Source organism: Streptomyces flaveus (assembly GCF_014647675.1).
GTDB lineage: Bacteria > Actinomycetota > Actinomycetes > Streptomycetales > Streptomycetaceae > Streptomyces > Streptomyces flaveus.
Genome location: NZ_BMPQ01000067.1, coordinates 1 through 14,638 on the forward strand (window position 1 = coordinate 1; position 14,638 = coordinate 14,638).

A 14,638-nucleotide genomic window follows, 5' to 3' on the forward strand; every position below is an offset into this window, starting at 1 on the left:
CCACCAGCACCGCGAGTGCCAGGTCGTAGGCCCTGTGCATCCACGGTCGCCGGAGCTGTCGTGGGCCGACGGACACGGATGCCTCGTGCTCACCCGAGCCGCGTAACCACCCACGCGAGCCGCGTGACCGCCCGCCATGCCGATGCCGGGCCCGACGACCGGGCCCGGCATCGCACCATCGCGTCGCGCCGCTCAGTTCACGCTCCGCTCACGCCCCGCGTCAGCGCCGGGGGCCGGCCAGCGCGTAGGCCAACGTGCCGACGGCCGCGAGGACCAGTGAGGTCCAGGTGGCGGCGGCGGTGTCCGGGGGCTGCAGCATCCAGGTGGCCACCTGGACCGGTCCCCCGGCCGAGGGCGGGACGAAGAGCGCGGCCGAGAGCCAGCCGAACGGCAGTGTCCAGCCGAACTGGCCGCCGAACGCCGCGGCCCCGATCGCGACCAGCCCCGTCAGCCCGGCGGCGTCCCGGACGATGAACCCCGTCGGTGCCAGGTCGTCGCCCATGAACGCCAGTGCCGGCAGCACCGCCCCGGTGACCGCGCCGATGAGCAGCACATGCGCCGCACGCCGGGGCACCCAGCCGAACGCGGCCGTCCGGTCCAGCGCGTGGTCCTGCCCGCTCAGTCCTGCCGCGGCCACCGCGACCGCCGCGGTCAGAAACAGTGCGGCCGTCCTCGGATCACCCGGCCCCTCGCCCGTGCCCTGCGTGAGCGCCCACACCGTCCCTGCGCCCATCAGGACCAGGGCCAGCGAGGCGGGTACCTGCCGGGAGCGCGCGTACAGCGTCACCCATCTCACCGGGCCCCCTTGCCCGCCAGTACGTCCAGCAGGTCGCCGTCGCAGGACAACGCGGCCGCCCGCAGCGCCGTGATCCGGGCACGCTGCTCGTCCGCCGGCAGCGCGCGCAGCGCGTTCCACGCGGGCCGGGCCAGCGCGTCGATCTCGTCGCGCAGATAGGCGGAGTGGTGGGGGCGCAGCTCACCGAGGAACCAGGCCGCCGCGACGTTCCGCGCGGCCCGTTCGCGGACGTACCGGGGACCGTATTCACCCTCTTCGTCGACGCACGGTGGCGTTCCGGCGCCGGTGAGCAGGCTGCGGGTGAGTTCCTCGCCGGCCACATCTCCGCGGAATCCCGGGGCATCGAAGTCGACGGGCACGACATCGGCGGTCCGTGACTGCCGCGTGCGGGGCGGCCACGCGCCGGTTGCCTCCCGGACCGAGCCGGGTGCGCCCGGCAGCTTCGCCAGGAGCCGCAACGCGTCCTCGCCAGGGCCGGCGAGCGTGGCGAGCCTGGCCCTGCTCACTTCGGTGACGCAGACCCGGCCGCTGCACACCGGTGCCGTCGCACCCGCGTCGACGACGAAGGCTCGTGCCGGATCCGACGGCAGGATCGGCAGGGCAACCGCCGCGCCCAGCGCGAGCGGCAGCAGCGCGAGCAGCCGCGCACGCCGTTCCGCGGCCGCCAGCAGCAGGAATCCGGTGGCGGCCACGCCGAGCAGCCAGAGAGCCTGCCCCAGGCTGACGCGGCCCGCGACGGTGACGAACACATCGTTCACCTCCGGCAGCGCCGGGGAGAGCAGCGCGACCCGGTTCGGCACCGCGCCCTCGGCCCCCGCGTCCATCACCACCACCAGGAACAGCATGGCCACGAGGGACGCCACGGCCAGTACCGGTGGAGTGAGGGCGGAAGGAACGGTGCGGCCGATGCCCATGCCCAACCAGGCTCCGGCCACGAGTCCCAGTACCCCGACCGCCAGGATCGGCAGCCAGGCCAGATGGAAGTACCCGTCGCCCGCGATCACCTGCACCGCTCCGACGAGAAACACCAGCAGGTAGGCGACGGTCAGCGTGAGCGCCGACGCGCCCGCGGTCTTCGCCGCCCGCTGCCAGCCGGGGCGTGGCGCGGTCGCGAGCAGCTCCCGCATCCCCGAGCGGTGGTCGCGCAGACCTTGCACAGCCCCGGCTCCTGTCGCCAGGGGCCACAGGAACGCCAGCAGGAACCGCTCCCACCGCGCGGTGGACGTCCACTGCGCGGTCCACATCTCGGGGCCTTTCCACCACGGTCCGCTGAGCAGGTGGAGGAACGCCAGCGCGACCAGCAGGACGAGCAGGCCCGCCCAGGGCGCGGTCGACCGTCGCAGTTCGATCCGCAGAATCCGCCCGTTCACCAGGCACCCCGCTCCTGGTCGGGACGTGCCAGCAGCGCCGAATAGCCGCGCTCGATCGGGCTGTCGCCCACGTCTTTCGGGCCGCCCGCGGCGGCCAACTCGTCCGGCGTGCCCTCGAACACCAGCTTGCCCTCGGCGAGGAGCACGACCGCCGTGCAGGCCGCCGCGACGTCCTCCACCAGATGCGTCGACACCACGACACAGCTGTCGGTGCCGAGTTCGTGAAGCAGCTCGCGAAAGCGCAGCCGCTGCGCCGGGTCGAGCCCGACCGTCGGCTCGTCGAGCAGCAGAATCCGCGGATCGTTGACGATCGCCTGAGCGATGCCCGCACGTCGCACCATGCCGCCGGACAGCGTTCGCATCCGGTCGTCGGCCCGGTCCGCCAGGCCCACCCGCTCGACGGCGCGCTGAACGGCCGCCGGGATGTCCCTGCGGGGCACCTCCTTCAGCCACGCCATGTACTCGACGAACTCACGGACCGTGAAGCGCTTGTAGTACCCGAAGTCCTGTGGCAGATAACCGATCCGGCGGCGCAGCTCCCGCAGATCCGTAGCGCCCCCGAGGGACGTGCCGAGCAGTTCCAGGGTTCCGCCGACCGGCCGTAGCACCGTGGCCAGAGAACGGATGAGGGTGGTCTTGCCGGCGCCGTTGGGCCCGAGCAGCCCGTGCACTCCGGTGCCGAGCGACAGGTCGAGTCCGTCGACGGCCATCCTGCGAAGACCGGCCCGCACCTTCAGCCCCTCGGCCCGGATCTCCCAGGCGTAGGACGTCGGTGCGACTTCGGCCGCGCTCACCGCGCGCATATGTTGTCGCCTTTCCGATTGCACATGATTGTCAGAGATGTGAGCAGGTGTCAGTGGTGGGCGCCCAGGCGGGCGTAGGCGTCCTTGCGGACGGCCACCACCACCGCCCCGAGGAGGAAGCCCGCGGCCCAACCGGGCAGGACGCCGGGCTGCAGGGCGAAGGACGTACGGCTCAGCGCCAGGGCCGGTGCCACGATCACAGCCGCCCACACCACCACCAGCGCGACCGCCGCCCGGGTCACCCCCACCAGCCCGCCGAGCGCGAGGGTTCCGGTGGTGAAGGCCAGGCAGGGCAGCAGCCACTGCGCGGCCGTGGCGCCCGTCGACCACCCGGCCACCAGCAGCGCGGGGATCACCACGGCGAGCACCGACGCCGTCCGCCGGAGCACCAGGTGAAGTCCGGCCCTGGGTGCGGCGGCGGTCAGTTCGTACGCGGGGTCGAGCCCGCGGGCCCAGGAGGCGGCGACGCCGAGCACGGGCAGTACCGGCGCCAACAGCTGCACCACCGAGACGCCGTCGCCGGGGAGCCCGGTCAACCGGTCGCACACCACGGCGAGAAGCGTGACGACCACGGTCATGACCAGCCATGGCACCATCACCGGCGACGCCCAGGTCGACAGCCACCCGAGCCGCTGCCGGGGCCGCCGCACCGGGGCGTGTGCCCCCAGCAGCGGTTCCAGCTCCGACCAGACGCCCTCGACCAGCGAACCCACCGCCGCGTCCTGCTCCCGGACGACCGCCGAGAGCCGGCCGCGGCACACCGCGCAGGCGTCCAGATGGACTTCGAGCGCCCACACCTCGTCGCCGGGGATTCCCGCCTCGCCGCCCGCGTACCGGCCTATCAGCCGCTCCGACGCGTGTTCTCCGCTCATGACAGCGCCTTCCGCATCGCGATTCTCGCCCGCCGGGCACGGGTCTTGACGGTGCCCTCGGGCACCCCGAGCAGGACCGCGGTCTCGCGGACGGACAGCCCGTCGAGCACCATGGCCTGCAGTACGGCCTGCAACTCCGGTGCGAGCCGCCGCAGTGCGTCCCCGACGTCGCCGCCGACCGTGGCCGCCAGCACCTCGTCCTCAGCGGCCGGTACGACAGCCTCGGCACTCGCCGCCGCGGGCGGTTGGGCGTGGCGCGCGCGCCGGCGGAAGGCGTCGACGAGGCGGCGCGACGCGATCGTCCACAGCCAGCCGACCGCCGAGCCGCCGACCGCCGAGCCGGCGAACGCGCCGGCCGCCCGCCACACCGCCAGATACGACTCCTGCATGACCTCGGCGACGATCTGCTCGTCCGAGCAGCGGCGTCGCAGCCGCACCGCCATCCACGGCGACGTCCGCCGGTACAACTCCTCGAACGCGGTGCGGTCGCCCTTGGCGACAAGGCGGACGAGCCGTTCCTCGTCCGCCTCCGCCAGCGTTCCCTGTCGTGATCTCACGCCTGACAGACGCCCCGGCCGGCTCGACGGTTTTCCTGCGGAGGTGTTGTACGTCACAGCGACGGGCGTCGACGCGACCTCATGGGGCTCTCGCATGGGGCTCCCTCATGAGGGAGGGGAAAAGGACCGACCAGGCGTCAGCGGGGTGGTCGGACCGCGCCGTTCTCCCAGGCCCAGGCGGCGATCTCGACGCGGTTGCGCACACCCAGTTTGGTCTGGATGTTCGTGAGATGCGTCTTCACCGTGGACAGGGACAGGACCAGCTCCGCGCGAATCTCCTGGTTGGTCCGGCCGACCGCCACCAGTCGCGCGACATCCAGCTCACGGTCGGTCAGCGGGTGGGTGCCCGCGCCACCGCCGTGCGCCGAGGGCGGCTGCCGGTCCTGCAGTTGTTCCAGCAGGCGCAGGGTCACGGCGGGCGAGACCAGTGCGTCGCCTCGTGCCGCGGCCCGTACGGCTTCGATGAGCAGCGTGGAACCGGCGTCCTTGAGCAGGAAGCCGCAGGCGCCGTTGCTCAGTGCGGTGTGGATGTAGTCGTCCTGGTCGAACGTGGTCACCACCACGACCCGGAGCGGGTCCAGCACTCCGGGCCCGGCCAGCGCCCGGGTGACGTCCAGGCCGTCCAGCTTCGGCATCCGGATGTCGACCAGGCAGACGTCGGGGCGCAGCCGGCGGGCCATTTCCACGCACTCGGCGCCGTCCTCCGCCTCGCCGACGACCTCGATGCCGGGCTGAGTGTTCAGGATCAGGCGGAACCCGGTGCGCACCATCTCCTGGTCGTCGGCTATCAGGACCCTGGTCGCGGAGGCGCTCACGCCGGTGATCCTTCCACAGCTGTGGACAGTACGGGGAAGACGGCGGTGACGCGCCAGCCGCCGTCCGCCGTGCTCCCCGTCTCCAGCCTGCCCTCGACCGCTTCGACGCGTTCGCGCAGGCCGACGATGCCGAAGCCGCCTCGTCCCCCGGCCGGGACGGCGGACCGTTCGCGGGGGGCGGAGTTGCGTACCTCCACCAGCAGCCGGTCGTCCTCGGCCTCGACGCGGACCGCGACCGTGGCACCGGGGGCATGCCGGCGCACGTTGGTCAGGGCCTCCTGTACGACGCGCTGCACGGAGGTCTCCACCTCGGGCGCGAGTTTCGTCGCGCGGGCCGCCGTCCCCAGGTGCAGGCTCGCGTCCTGCTCGCCGCCCGAAGGGAAAGACATACCGTCCGGGCGGGATCGTCAAGGCATGCTGATACTCGACGCGTTCCAGATCGCCCTCGCCACCTTCGCCGGACTGACCTTCCTCGTCACCGGAGTTGAGCTGTACTGGGATTTGTGGAGTCCCCTGACTGTCCCGAGTTGGGTGGAGTCGAGTTGCTTGGTTTCAGGCTACTGGTGGGGTGCGGAGTTCGTACTCCACCGGGCTGAGCATGCCCAGGGCGGAGTGCCTGCGCTGTCGGTTGTGGAAGATTTCCAGGTACTCGAAGAGCGCGGTGGACAGTTCCAGCCGCGTCCGCCACCGTCTGCGGTTGAGCAGTTCGACCTGGAGCCGGGCCCAGACACCCGATGACCTCCACGGCCACCGGGCACCAAGCCCTGCCCACACCCACCTTGACCTGCTGCTATTTACGCGTCAGAGACCCGGGGGTGCTTCGTTGTCCAGACCGGTGCGCGGGGTCGTCTCTTGTGGTGCTCCGCACGCTCGGGGCGCGCAGGGTCACCGCCCCGCTGCCCGCTGATGGTCCGGGTTGTCCAGTGCTGAAAGGATGCGGCCGGTGCCGGACAGGGCAGGGTGTGGAATCCATGACGGAACAGGGAACGACCCGGGATCCAGAGGCCCGCTTCGAGGCTCTGGCGCATGTGGTGGTGGAGCCGCTGCACAGGTATCTGGTGCGGCGGGCGGATGCCGACGTGGTCGATGACGTCCTCTCGGAGACGCTACTCGTGCTCTGGCGTCGTATCGACGACGTGCCAGGGCTCGGAGCAGGCCCCGCGGTCGATCCCGACGACGTACTGCCCTGGTGCTACGGCGTGGCCCGCGGCTGTCTGGCCAACGCCCGCCGAGCGGACAGACGCCGACTCCGGCTGGTTGAGCGGCTGACCCGGACCCACGAGGCGCTCCCGACCGCACCAACCGTTCACACCGACCTGCACACCGCGCTCGACAAGCTCGGTGCGCTGGACCGAGAGGTGGTGCTCCTCTGGGCGTGGGAGGAGCTGGCGCCGCGTCAGATCGCGCAGGTGACCGGCATGACCTCCAATGCCGTGAGCATCCGGCTGCACCGGGCGAAGAAGAAACTCGCCGGACTTCTTGAGCGAAAGAACAGCGCACTGGCCGGACATGAGACGAGTGAAGGAAGGAGCAGTCGGTGAACGACGACGAGCTGCTGGCCCACCTGAGGGCCATGGACCCGGCACTGACCTCGAGCGCTCCGCTGCCCGCCATCAACCGTCTTGTGGAGGCCGCGATCACCAATGACACCACGACCCGGCCGGCACCCAGCCCTGCCGGCATCACGCATCTGTCACCGAAGCGCACCCCGGGCGCAGGCCGCCGTAACCTCCTCGGACTGGCAGCGGCCGCCGCACTGCTTGTGGGAGGCGCCATCACCTGGGGCACCGCGGCGAACCAAGGGCAGTCGCCCTCGGTCGGCCCTCTGGCCCTGACTGTCGAAGGCGTCGACAGCGGGGCACCCTCAGTGGCGTGTGCGGAGCCCACCGTCGACACACTGCGCGGCAGTTCGACCGCTTTCGAGGGCACGGTGACCTCCCAAGAGGGCGACCGGGTCGAGTTCCGTATCGACCACTGGTACCGCGGCGGCGACACCTCAACGGCTCGCCTCAGCAACAACGAGAACTGGCCGGAGGGATGGGTGTTCGAGGTCGGTCAGCACTACCTCGTGACCGCCGAGAACGGCGTCGTCCCGGCGTGCGGCGGCACCACCTGGGCCACGGACCAGGACAGGAACCTGTTCCGCCAAGCCTTCGAGAAGTGAGCGAACCCGAGTAGGCCGCCGCACGGCGGCACCAACTCATGGCCCGCACCGCGAAGGCCACACCTCTCGGCACGGGAAACGTTCCCCGTCCGCCGAACAGCTGTCAAGGAGACAGAACGATGACCAGTGCGATCAGCCATGCCCGAAATGCTAAGAAGATCCTGTTGGTGACGGCTGCTTTCGCCGCTCTCGCCGTCGGATGCTCGCCGACGGCGTCGGACGACGCGAGCTCGAAGCCCCGGTCGGACAAGGCGGTTTCGAATACCAAGTCGGAGAACGCGGCACCTCTGGCCCCCGCTGCCTGCGCGGAACCGCTCGACATGGAGTTCGACGGCCGCGTCTACAGGGCCGTCGAGAACGTCGATTTCACGGCCGGGGACAAGGTGGGCACGGCCGTCTCGGTCATGTGCGACGACACGGACCAGAAGAGCGACGCTCTCGTCTCTCAGCCGGAATCGCCCGCGTACGAGATCGACGGTGTCGACCCCAGCATCGCCATCGCGGTCGACGACTCCCCGGACACGATGCAGATCTACGTGGCCGACTTCGACAAGCCCCTGCCCGCCGAGATCCAGAAGCTCATCAACGCCTCGTAACTCCACCCCACACAGCCGCCGGATCATCCCCTCCCCCCGCGCGTCGTCGACCTCGCCGTCGCCCAGGGGGAGCCCTCCGCATGTGCACCCGCAACGGCACACCCAAGCCGACCGGCGATACGAAGGAGCCCAGGCACGATGAGGGGCGGAGAGCCGTGTGCTCCCCTCTCACCGCGACGCCGTGCCCACAGCGTGCCCGTAAGAGCGGACAACCACGGTCAACAGCGGTGCGATCCGCGATCCGATCGCACGGCCTCCCCCAGTTGAGAGACATCCGCGCATGTCAGAGCCGTAGAGCCCGCGCAAGCGCCGTCGCTTCCCAAGCTGAGAGCGCGAGTTCGATTCTCGTCACCCGCGACATCGACCTGCTCGCCAGCCTGCCCCGCGCCGAGGTCGGCATGACCGTGACCACCACCGACGACAAGGTCAGCCGCTGGCTGGAGGTACGCGCCCCACTCGCCTCCCGCCGCCTGCGCACCCTGGCCGAACTCAAAGAGGCAGGCATCCCCACTACGGAAACTACTTCCTCATCAACCGCTACAGCGGGCTCTCCCACGGCGTCGACGAGGGCAGCACCATCGACGGAGCCAACATCGAGCAGCAGCCGTACGCGTCACAGACGCGGCAGCAGTGGCAGATCATCCCGTCCTGACCTGCCCTCCGTCCCTCTCCTGCCGGCGAGCGTGGCGGGGGGCTCCATGATCAATTCCCTTCAGCCGAATTCGGCCGAGCTCAGTCGAGTACTGCCTGCTGGAGCCCTACACTCACCACCGGTAACCAGTCGCCTCCACGTAACCGATGAGGGGATGTCACGCATGCCACAACTGCCGGCCTTCGACGTCATGACGGCGACCTGCCCGTCCCGCACCTCACTCGTTCGCATCGCCAACAAGTGGACGGCCATGGTGGTCATCGCCCTCAGTTCCGGCCGCATGCGCTTCCGCGACCTGCGCGCCACCGTCGACGGCATCAGCGCCAAGGTCCTCACCGAGACCCTCCGAGACCTGGAACGGGACGGACTCGTCACCCGGCACATGTACGCCGAGGTGCCACCCAGGGTCGAATACGAGCTGACCGCACTGGGTCGCACCCTGCACGCCCCGCTTCATGCATTGGGCAGTTGGGCCGAGGACCACATCACCGAAGTACTCGCGGCACGCGAGAGCTACGACGCCCGCCAGTGACCGTGACTGGTCACCAGAGGTGAGCGGGCGGCGCCCGGAGTCGCCCCGAGTCGAGGGATCCTGCCGCCGGTCGCCTGGTAACCCACGCAACAAGCCGTCCGGCACGGTTCCGCGGTGCCGGACGGCTTCCGTCCGGGAAGGGTGCGGGCGGCCTACTGTCCCCAGAAGGCGTCCTCGGAGACCTGGTCGCCGGAGAACAGCCACATCTCGACGATCTTGCCGTCCTTGAGGCGCAGGACATCCACGCCGTCCATGCTCATGGAGGCGTCCTCGCGCCGGCCGGCGAAGTGGATCGAGGTGGCCACCATGTCGCCGTTGCCCATCAGGGCGTGGACCGTGTCGATGACGAAGGAGCCCTGGCTGGCCTCCATCATCCCGCCGAGCATCGCGAAGACGGCATCGCGCCCCTTGTGCTCACCGGAGAACCGGTTGGCGCCCGGCTGGTGCCAGACGATCTCCTCGGCCAGGAGCTCGCCCACCTTGGCCAGGTCGCCCTTCTGCACTGCCTGGAAGTACTCACTCGCGATGTCGACGTTCTTGCTGGTCATGACAACACTCCTTACGCCCCTGACGTAGAGGCGATACGACTCACTGTTATGGGTTCGCCCTGCTGCACCTCCATACTCACCATCAGTAACCAGTCACCTCAACGTAACCAACGGGATGACGTGACACACGTCACACATAGTCTCGGCGCGTGCCATGCCACACCGATGTCGGTCAGCCACTGGATCGCGATACGGGGAGTGCGGCGACCGCCCGCGCCGGTGCCTCCCGGTCACCGGTGGCGAGCACCGGCCGCACACCGAGGCGCCACAGCCGGTCCACGGCCCGGCAACTGCCGGGGCGCACGACGTCCCCGACCTCGATCAGCGCCTCGGCGACCCCGTCGACACGGACCAGCACGGGGGTGTTGACGCCGGCCTCCGCAGCGCGTCGGTGGGGTGGCGGGCAACTCGTCGTCCGGCGCGAGGACTTCGACCAGCCGTCCCTCGACCCGGCCGCGCACGCCGCGCCCCGCGGTCGCGGCGAAGCCGCTCACCTCCGGCAGCGCGCCCTGTCCGATCAGGACATCACCCGACGCTCGAACTCGGTCGCGCGGGGGCACCCCCATGGCGTACGCGACGACCGCCCGGCCCAGCGGGTGCTCCGAGCCCTGCTCCACCGCACCGGCCAGCCGCAGCACCGCCCTCACGGCCCGCACCGCCTGGGTGTGCCGCGCTCTCGGCACCTGAGCGCAAGGCTCGCTCCGGCAGGCACCTCCCGCATCGACCACCATCTCGAGGGGACCGACGCGACCGCGGCCGATCTCGCGCAGCACCGAGCGGCAGCAATACTTGGCTAGCCACAGATTCACTGTTACGTTAGTTATGTGTCCAGCCACCTAAATGGGTGGCGACACGAGAGGAGTCGTCATGAAAGCCATCCTGTTCGACCGTTTCGGAGGCACGGAAGTGCTGCGCGAGGCGGACATCGAGGTCCCGCAGCCCGGCCCCGGCCAGGTCCGCGTCCGCGTCAAGGCGGCCGGGCTGAACGCGCTGGACGGCAAGATCCGCTCCGGGATGCTGGAGGCCGTCCGCCCGACGACCTTCCCCGCCGTCCCCGGTGGCGAGCTCGCCGGCGTGGTGGACGCCCTGGGTGAGGGCGTGAGCGACGTGCAGGTCGGCGATGAGGTGCTGGGCTGGTCGGACACCGGCTCGTACGCCCAGTACGCGCTGGCCACCACCGTGGCCCTCAAGCCCGCCGGCCTCGACTGGCAGCACGCGGTCGCGCTGCCGGTGGCCGGCGAGACGGCCGAGCGGGTCCTGGACCTGCTCGGCGTCGCCGCCGGGGAGACCGTACTGATGCACGGCGCGTCCGGAGCGGTCGGCACCCTGGCGGTCCAGCTCGCCACAGCCCGCGGAGCACGCGTGATTGCCACCGCCGGCCCCGCCAACCAGGACTACCTGACCTCGCTCGGCGCCACCGCGACCCTCTACGGCGAGGGCCTGGTCGAGCGGGTCCGGACACTCGCCCCCGACAGCGTGGACGCGGTGTTCGACCTGGCCGGGAAGGGAGCCCTGGAGGACTCCATCACCCTGCGCGGCGGCACCGAGCGCATCGTCACCATCGCCGACTTCCGCGCGCACCAGCTCGGCATCACCTTCTCCAGCGGTGGCCAGGAACGCTCGGCCGCCCGCCTGGCCGCCCTCGCGGAGGATGCCGCGACCGGCAAGCTCGTCACCACCGTCACCGCCTACCCGCTCGACCAGGCCGCCACGGCCCAGCAGCTCAGCGACGCCGGGCATGTCCGGGGCAAGCTCGCCCTCACCCTCGACTGATCACGCCCGCCACTCCCTCCGCCACACCCTCCCGCCTTCCCGATCACCACCTGCTCATCACCGCACCGAAGGATCACTCATGCTGAACTCCCTGTGGACACCGACCACCGTCGGTGCCATCTCCCTCCCGCACCGCCTGGTCATGGCCCCCATGACCCGTGACCGCTCCACACCTGAAGGCGTACCGACCGAGCTGAACGCCGAGTACTACGCCCAGCGGGCCTCGCACGCGCTCATCATCACCGAGGGCACCCAGCCCAACGCCGACGGCCAGGGCTACCTCCTCACCCCCGGCATCCACAATGACGAGCAGATCGCCGGGTGGCGCAAGGTCACCGACGCCGTGCACGCGGCCGACGGCCGGATCGTCATTCAGCTGATGCACACCGGACGCATCGCCCACCCCGACAACACCCCCCACGGGCGCTCGCCGGTCGCCCCTTCGGCAATCCGGCCAGCGGGCGTGATGTTCACCGCGTCCGGGCCCCAGGAGATGCCGGTCCCGCGCGAGCTGTCCACCGAGGAGATCGCGGCGACCGTCGACGACTTCCGCCGCGCCGCAGCGGCCGCCGTCGCGGCAGGCGCCGACGGCGTGGAGATCCACGGCGCCAACGGCTACCTGGTGCACCAGTTCCTGTCCGACAACACCAACCAGCGCACCGACCGCTACGGCGGCTCCATCGACAACCGCATCCGCTTCGCCGTCGAGGTCGCCACCGCGGTGGCCGACGAGATCGGCGCCGAGCGCACCGGTATCCGTATCTCCCCAGCAAACCCCTACAACGACATCGCCGAGTCCGACACCGCCGAGCTGTATCCGGCGCTCCTGCGCGCCCTCAGCCCGCTCGGCCTCGCCTACCTCCACGTGATGCACGCGGGCGACGACGCTCTGCTGGGCACCCTGCGCACACTGTGGCCGACCACGCTGATCCTCAACCGGGCCGGCACCGACCTGCCCACCCGCGCCAAGGACATCGACCACGGCACGGCCGACCTCGTCTCCGTCGGCGCCCTCGCGCTCGCCAACCCGGACCTGGTCGAGCGGCTACGCTCTGACGCGCCGCTGAACACCCCCGACCCGGCGACCTTCTACGGCGGCGGAGTGGCCGGCTACACCGACTACCCCACCCACACCGTCTGAGGAACCGACCTATGCCCGCCCCCACACCCCGCATCCCCACCACGGCCGGCGAGGGGCCGATGAGCTACGCGATCTACCAGCTCGCCCGCGCTCACCGCGCCCGCGCCGCCGCCATGCTCCGCGAGATGGACCTGCATCCCGGACAGGAGCTGCTGCTGATGCACCTCCTCGACCGGGACGGCCAGACCCAGTCCGAGCTGCTCGAAAGCGTCGACGTGGACCACTCCACCATCTCCAAGGCACTACGCCGCATGCAGGACGCCGGCCTGCTCGTCCGCGAGCCGGCCGAACACGACCGGCGTGTCATGGTGGTCCACCTCACCGACAAGGGCCGTGCCATGCGCGAGCCCATCGCAGCCATGTGGCGGGCCCTGGAGGAGACCTCCGCGCAGAACCTGTCGGCGCAGCAGGCAGAGTCCTTCGTCCGCACCGCCTACGCCATCGCCGACGCGATCAACAGCCGCGCTCTTCCGCAAGAAGAGTCCGAGTAACTCCCCTCGGCTTGCGCCCCGGTTCCGGCCTGGAGAGCGAATCGTTTCCAGCGTTCCTGCGAAGTGGACGGGAATTCCCGTGCACCGCAAGACACTTGCACCGCAGGGCAGCCAACACGCAGGAAACTCAGCCGTTCCGGCCCAGCAATTCCCACACTTCGAATCAGAGTGATATGCATCACGCCGGAATTTTGCCCAATGGGATGGATTGACTGATTACTGCTGGTAACAGCTGCACTCTTTTGAATCTCAACCGGACATTTTATATCGCAGGTGGCGATTCGACCGATTTTCCATGGCGGTGAATTTGGCGCCTGCGGCTCCGGGAGAGCCTCTTCGGCCTGGTCACTGGTGTGTGCGGGTGGCGGAGATTGTGTGCCGACGGCTGGATCCGTACGTCCTTATGGGCTGGACGAACCTCTTCGGCACCGCTTGGCAGCAGTACGGGCGTTTGTTGCCCGGTGCGCTCGCCGGTCCCCATAATGACCGGGCTCGCCAGCGCTGCGCTGCTTTGCTGCCCAATGCCGGACCACTGAGTGAGGCCACGTATGAACAAGCATCGCCAGAAAAAGAAGCGCCGGAAGATATCCCGTACCGCAGTCATCGTGGTGACTGCGGGCGCCGTGGGTATTCCTTCGGTCGCGCTGGCGAGCGGTAGCGAGCTGGGAGGCTTGCGCAGTGTGGCGTTCTCCTGGCTGGGATGGGGCACTTCGGATCAAGTAGCCGACGCGCCGCCCTCGCGGACGCCCACCGCGCCCCCGGCCGCCTCCAAGGCGGCCACTTCTTCCCCTGCCACTCCGGCCAGAACCCCGAAGAAAGCGTCCCCCTCGGCGTCCAAGAGTCCCAGTCCCACTCCTACGCGCCCCCGCAGCAAACCCGTTAAGCCTGCTCCGCCTTCAAGCACTCCGACTCCGAAGGCCACGCGTTCGAGCAAAGCTCCCAGCGCCCCCGCCGGCACGGCGGATTCCGGTCCCACGAATCGTGTGCTGGCCCTGGTCAACTCCGAGCGCGACAAGGCAGGTTGTGGGCCGCTGACCACGAACGCCAAGCTCACCAAGGCCGCTCAGGACCACAGCCAGGACATGGCCGACCACAAGAACATGTCTCACACCGGTTCCGACGGTTCGTCCATGAGCGACCGGCTCGCCCGTGCCGGGTACAGCTTCAGGTCGGCGGGCGAGAACGTCGCCGCCGGATACGGCACTCCCGAAAGCGTCATGGCCGGCTGGATGGCCAGCCCCGGCCACAAGGCCAACATCCTCAACTGTGGCTTCAAGGAGCTCGGTGTGGGCCTGGCGCAGCCGGGCAACTACTGGACCCAGGACTTCGGGTCGTAGCCGGACAGCGCCCCCCGGCATGGGCCGACTTGGCTGTGCTGCTGCCGCTACTGGGGTTCTTCCCGTTCCCGTTCGACGAGGTCCCCGCTGGTCTTTGAACCGGTGCTGCCGCCGTCCGCGGCGGGCGCCGTCTGTCCGGTTTCCGGAACGGAGGCCGAAGGGGCCACCGACGGCGAGCCCCGTGGCGCTTC

Annotated in this window: 18 protein-coding genes and 1 pseudogene; 9 read left to right on the forward strand and 10 right to left on the reverse strand. The window is 70.1% G+C overall.

What is annotated here, in order from left to right; genetic code table 11:
• Nucleotides 1-220 precede the first annotated feature (220 nt).
• From IEZ21_RS46420 to IEZ21_RS46455, 8 genes are all read right to left on the reverse strand, one after another.
• Complete coding sequence (locus tag IEZ21_RS46420) at nt 221-796, reverse strand: hypothetical protein (protein ID WP_033320546.1); 576 nt, start codon at nt 794-796, stop codon at nt 221-223.
• The gene (locus IEZ21_RS46425) at nt 793-2,166 is read right to left on the reverse strand and encodes a hypothetical protein (RefSeq protein WP_189327841.1); all 1,374 of its coding nucleotides are present in this window, start codon (nt 2,164-2,166) and stop codon (nt 793-795) included. Before IEZ21_RS46425 ends, IEZ21_RS46420 begins: the two co-directional genes overlap by 4 nt.
• Nucleotides 2,163-2,969 carry an ABC transporter ATP-binding protein gene (locus IEZ21_RS46430; RefSeq protein ID WP_189327842.1) on the reverse strand — a complete coding sequence of 269 codons (807 nt, stop codon included), beginning with the start codon at nt 2,967-2,969 and terminating at the stop codon, nt 2,163-2,165. The genes IEZ21_RS46425 and IEZ21_RS46430 overlap by 4 nt, the downstream gene beginning before the upstream one ends.
• A 50-nt stretch (nt 2,970-3,019) precedes the next feature.
• Nucleotides 3,020-3,841, reverse strand: coding sequence for a zf-HC2 domain-containing protein (locus tag IEZ21_RS46435; RefSeq protein WP_189327843.1), 822 nt, complete (start codon nt 3,839-3,841; stop codon nt 3,020-3,022).
• Nucleotides 3,838-4,407: an RNA polymerase sigma factor gene (locus IEZ21_RS46440; protein ID WP_373302388.1), complete on the reverse strand. Its 570-nt coding sequence runs from the start codon at nt 4,405-4,407 to the stop codon at nt 3,838-3,840. The genes IEZ21_RS46435 and IEZ21_RS46440 overlap by 4 nt, the downstream gene beginning before the upstream one ends.
• 128 nt (nt 4,408-4,535) lie before the next feature.
• Nucleotides 4,536-5,213 (reverse strand): response regulator, encoded by a 678-nt coding sequence (locus IEZ21_RS46445; RefSeq protein WP_189327845.1) that lies wholly within the window; start codon nt 5,211-5,213, stop codon nt 4,536-4,538.
• A complete protein-coding gene (locus IEZ21_RS46450) occupies nt 5,210-5,602 on the reverse strand; it encodes a sensor histidine kinase (protein WP_189327846.1) in 393 nt (130 codons plus the stop codon). The genes IEZ21_RS46445 and IEZ21_RS46450 overlap by 4 nt, the downstream gene beginning before the upstream one ends.
• Before the next feature lie 163 nt (nt 5,603-5,765).
• The gene (locus IEZ21_RS46455) at nt 5,766-5,987 is read right to left on the reverse strand and encodes an IS3 family transposase (protein ID WP_189327847.1); all 222 of its coding nucleotides are present in this window, start codon (nt 5,985-5,987) and stop codon (nt 5,766-5,768) included.
• Between the two features lie 197 nt (nt 5,988-6,184).
• On the opposite strand from IEZ21_RS46455, the gene IEZ21_RS46460 reads away from it, so the two are divergent.
• From IEZ21_RS46460 to IEZ21_RS46480, 5 genes are all read left to right on the forward strand, one after another.
• Nucleotides 6,185-6,754, forward strand: a complete 570-nt coding sequence (locus IEZ21_RS46460; RefSeq protein ID WP_246568966.1) for an RNA polymerase sigma factor — start codon at nt 6,185-6,187, stop codon at nt 6,752-6,754.
• The gene (locus IEZ21_RS46465; protein ID WP_189327849.1) at nt 6,751-7,377 is read left to right on the forward strand and encodes a hypothetical protein; all 627 of its coding nucleotides are present in this window, start codon (nt 6,751-6,753) and stop codon (nt 7,375-7,377) included. The genes IEZ21_RS46460 and IEZ21_RS46465 overlap by 4 nt, the downstream gene beginning before the upstream one ends.
• 119 nt (nt 7,378-7,496) lie before the next feature.
• Nucleotides 7,497-7,973, forward strand: a complete 477-nt coding sequence (locus IEZ21_RS46470) for a DUF6281 family protein (protein WP_189327850.1) — start codon at nt 7,497-7,499, stop codon at nt 7,971-7,973.
• 433 nt (nt 7,974-8,406) lie between these two features.
• Nucleotides 8,407-8,625: an RICIN domain-containing protein gene (locus tag IEZ21_RS48725; RefSeq protein ID WP_189327857.1), complete on the forward strand. Its 219-nt coding sequence runs from the start codon at nt 8,407-8,409 to the stop codon at nt 8,623-8,625.
• 163 nt (nt 8,626-8,788) lie between these two features.
• Nucleotides 8,789-9,157, forward strand: a complete 369-nt coding sequence (locus tag IEZ21_RS46480; RefSeq protein ID WP_189327851.1) for a winged helix-turn-helix transcriptional regulator — start codon at nt 8,789-8,791, stop codon at nt 9,155-9,157.
• A 152-nt stretch (nt 9,158-9,309) separates the two neighbouring features.
• Here IEZ21_RS46480 and IEZ21_RS46485 read toward each other — a convergent pair whose 3' ends face one another.
• Nucleotides 9,310-9,705, reverse strand: a complete 396-nt coding sequence (locus IEZ21_RS46485; protein WP_189327852.1) for a nuclear transport factor 2 family protein — start codon at nt 9,703-9,705, stop codon at nt 9,310-9,312.
• 202 nt (nt 9,706-9,907) lie between these two features.
• Nucleotides 9,908-10,392 (reverse strand): annotated as a pseudogene (locus tag IEZ21_RS46490) (HAD family hydrolase); the annotation flags it as partial.
• Nucleotides 10,393-10,572: 180 nt separating this feature from the next.
• On the opposite strand from IEZ21_RS46490, the gene IEZ21_RS46495 reads away from it, so the two are divergent.
• The 4 genes from IEZ21_RS46495 to IEZ21_RS48730 all read left to right on the forward strand — a co-directional run bounded on the left by IEZ21_RS46495 (nt 10,573) and on the right by IEZ21_RS48730 (nt 14,447).
• Entirely contained in the window at nt 10,573-11,478 is a 906-nt protein-coding gene (locus IEZ21_RS46495) for an NADP-dependent oxidoreductase (protein WP_189327853.1), read from the forward strand.
• A gap of 79 nt (nt 11,479-11,557) precedes the next feature.
• Nucleotides 11,558-12,619, forward strand: coding sequence for an alkene reductase (locus IEZ21_RS46500; protein ID WP_189327854.1), 1,062 nt, complete (start codon nt 11,558-11,560; stop codon nt 12,617-12,619).
• Between the two features lie 11 nt (nt 12,620-12,630).
• A complete protein-coding gene (locus IEZ21_RS46505) occupies nt 12,631-13,110 on the forward strand; it encodes a MarR family winged helix-turn-helix transcriptional regulator (RefSeq protein WP_189327855.1) in 480 nt (159 codons plus the stop codon).
• A 983-nt stretch (nt 13,111-14,093) separates the two neighbouring features.
• Entirely contained in the window at nt 14,094-14,447 is a 354-nt protein-coding gene (locus IEZ21_RS48730; RefSeq protein ID WP_308429723.1) for a CAP domain-containing protein, read from the forward strand.
• The last annotated feature ends 191 nt before the right edge of the window (nt 14,448-14,638 follow it).

Excerpts from the sequence above, each read along its gene's own strand:
- IEZ21_RS46430 (WP_189327842.1), bottom strand. The coding sequence starts at position 2,969 with ATGCGCGCGGTGAGCGCGGCCGAAGTCGCACCGACGTCCTACGCCTGG.
- IEZ21_RS46435 (WP_189327843.1), bottom strand. The coding sequence starts at position 3,841 with ATGAGCGGAGAACACGCGTCGGAGCGGCTGATAGGCCGGTACGCGGGC.
- IEZ21_RS46450 (WP_189327846.1), bottom strand. The coding sequence starts at position 5,602 with ATGTCTTTCCCTTCGGGCGGCGAGCAGGACGCGAGCCTGCACCTGGGG.
- IEZ21_RS46460 (WP_246568966.1), top strand. The coding sequence starts at position 6,185 with ATGACGGAACAGGGAACGACCCGGGATCCAGAGGCCCGCTTCGAGGCT.
- IEZ21_RS46470 (WP_189327850.1), top strand. The coding sequence starts at position 7,497 with ATGACCAGTGCGATCAGCCATGCCCGAAATGCTAAGAAGATCCTGTTG.
- IEZ21_RS46480 (WP_189327851.1), top strand. The coding sequence starts at position 8,789 with ATGCCACAACTGCCGGCCTTCGACGTCATGACGGCGACCTGCCCGTCC.
- IEZ21_RS46485 (WP_189327852.1), bottom strand. The coding sequence starts at position 9,705 with ATGACCAGCAAGAACGTCGACATCGCGAGTGAGTACTTCCAGGCAGTG.
- IEZ21_RS46495 (WP_189327853.1), top strand. The coding sequence starts at position 10,573 with ATGAAAGCCATCCTGTTCGACCGTTTCGGAGGCACGGAAGTGCTGCGC.
- IEZ21_RS46500 (WP_189327854.1), top strand. The coding sequence starts at position 11,558 with ATGCTGAACTCCCTGTGGACACCGACCACCGTCGGTGCCATCTCCCTC.
- IEZ21_RS46505 (WP_189327855.1), top strand. The coding sequence starts at position 12,631 with ATGCCCGCCCCCACACCCCGCATCCCCACCACGGCCGGCGAGGGGCCG.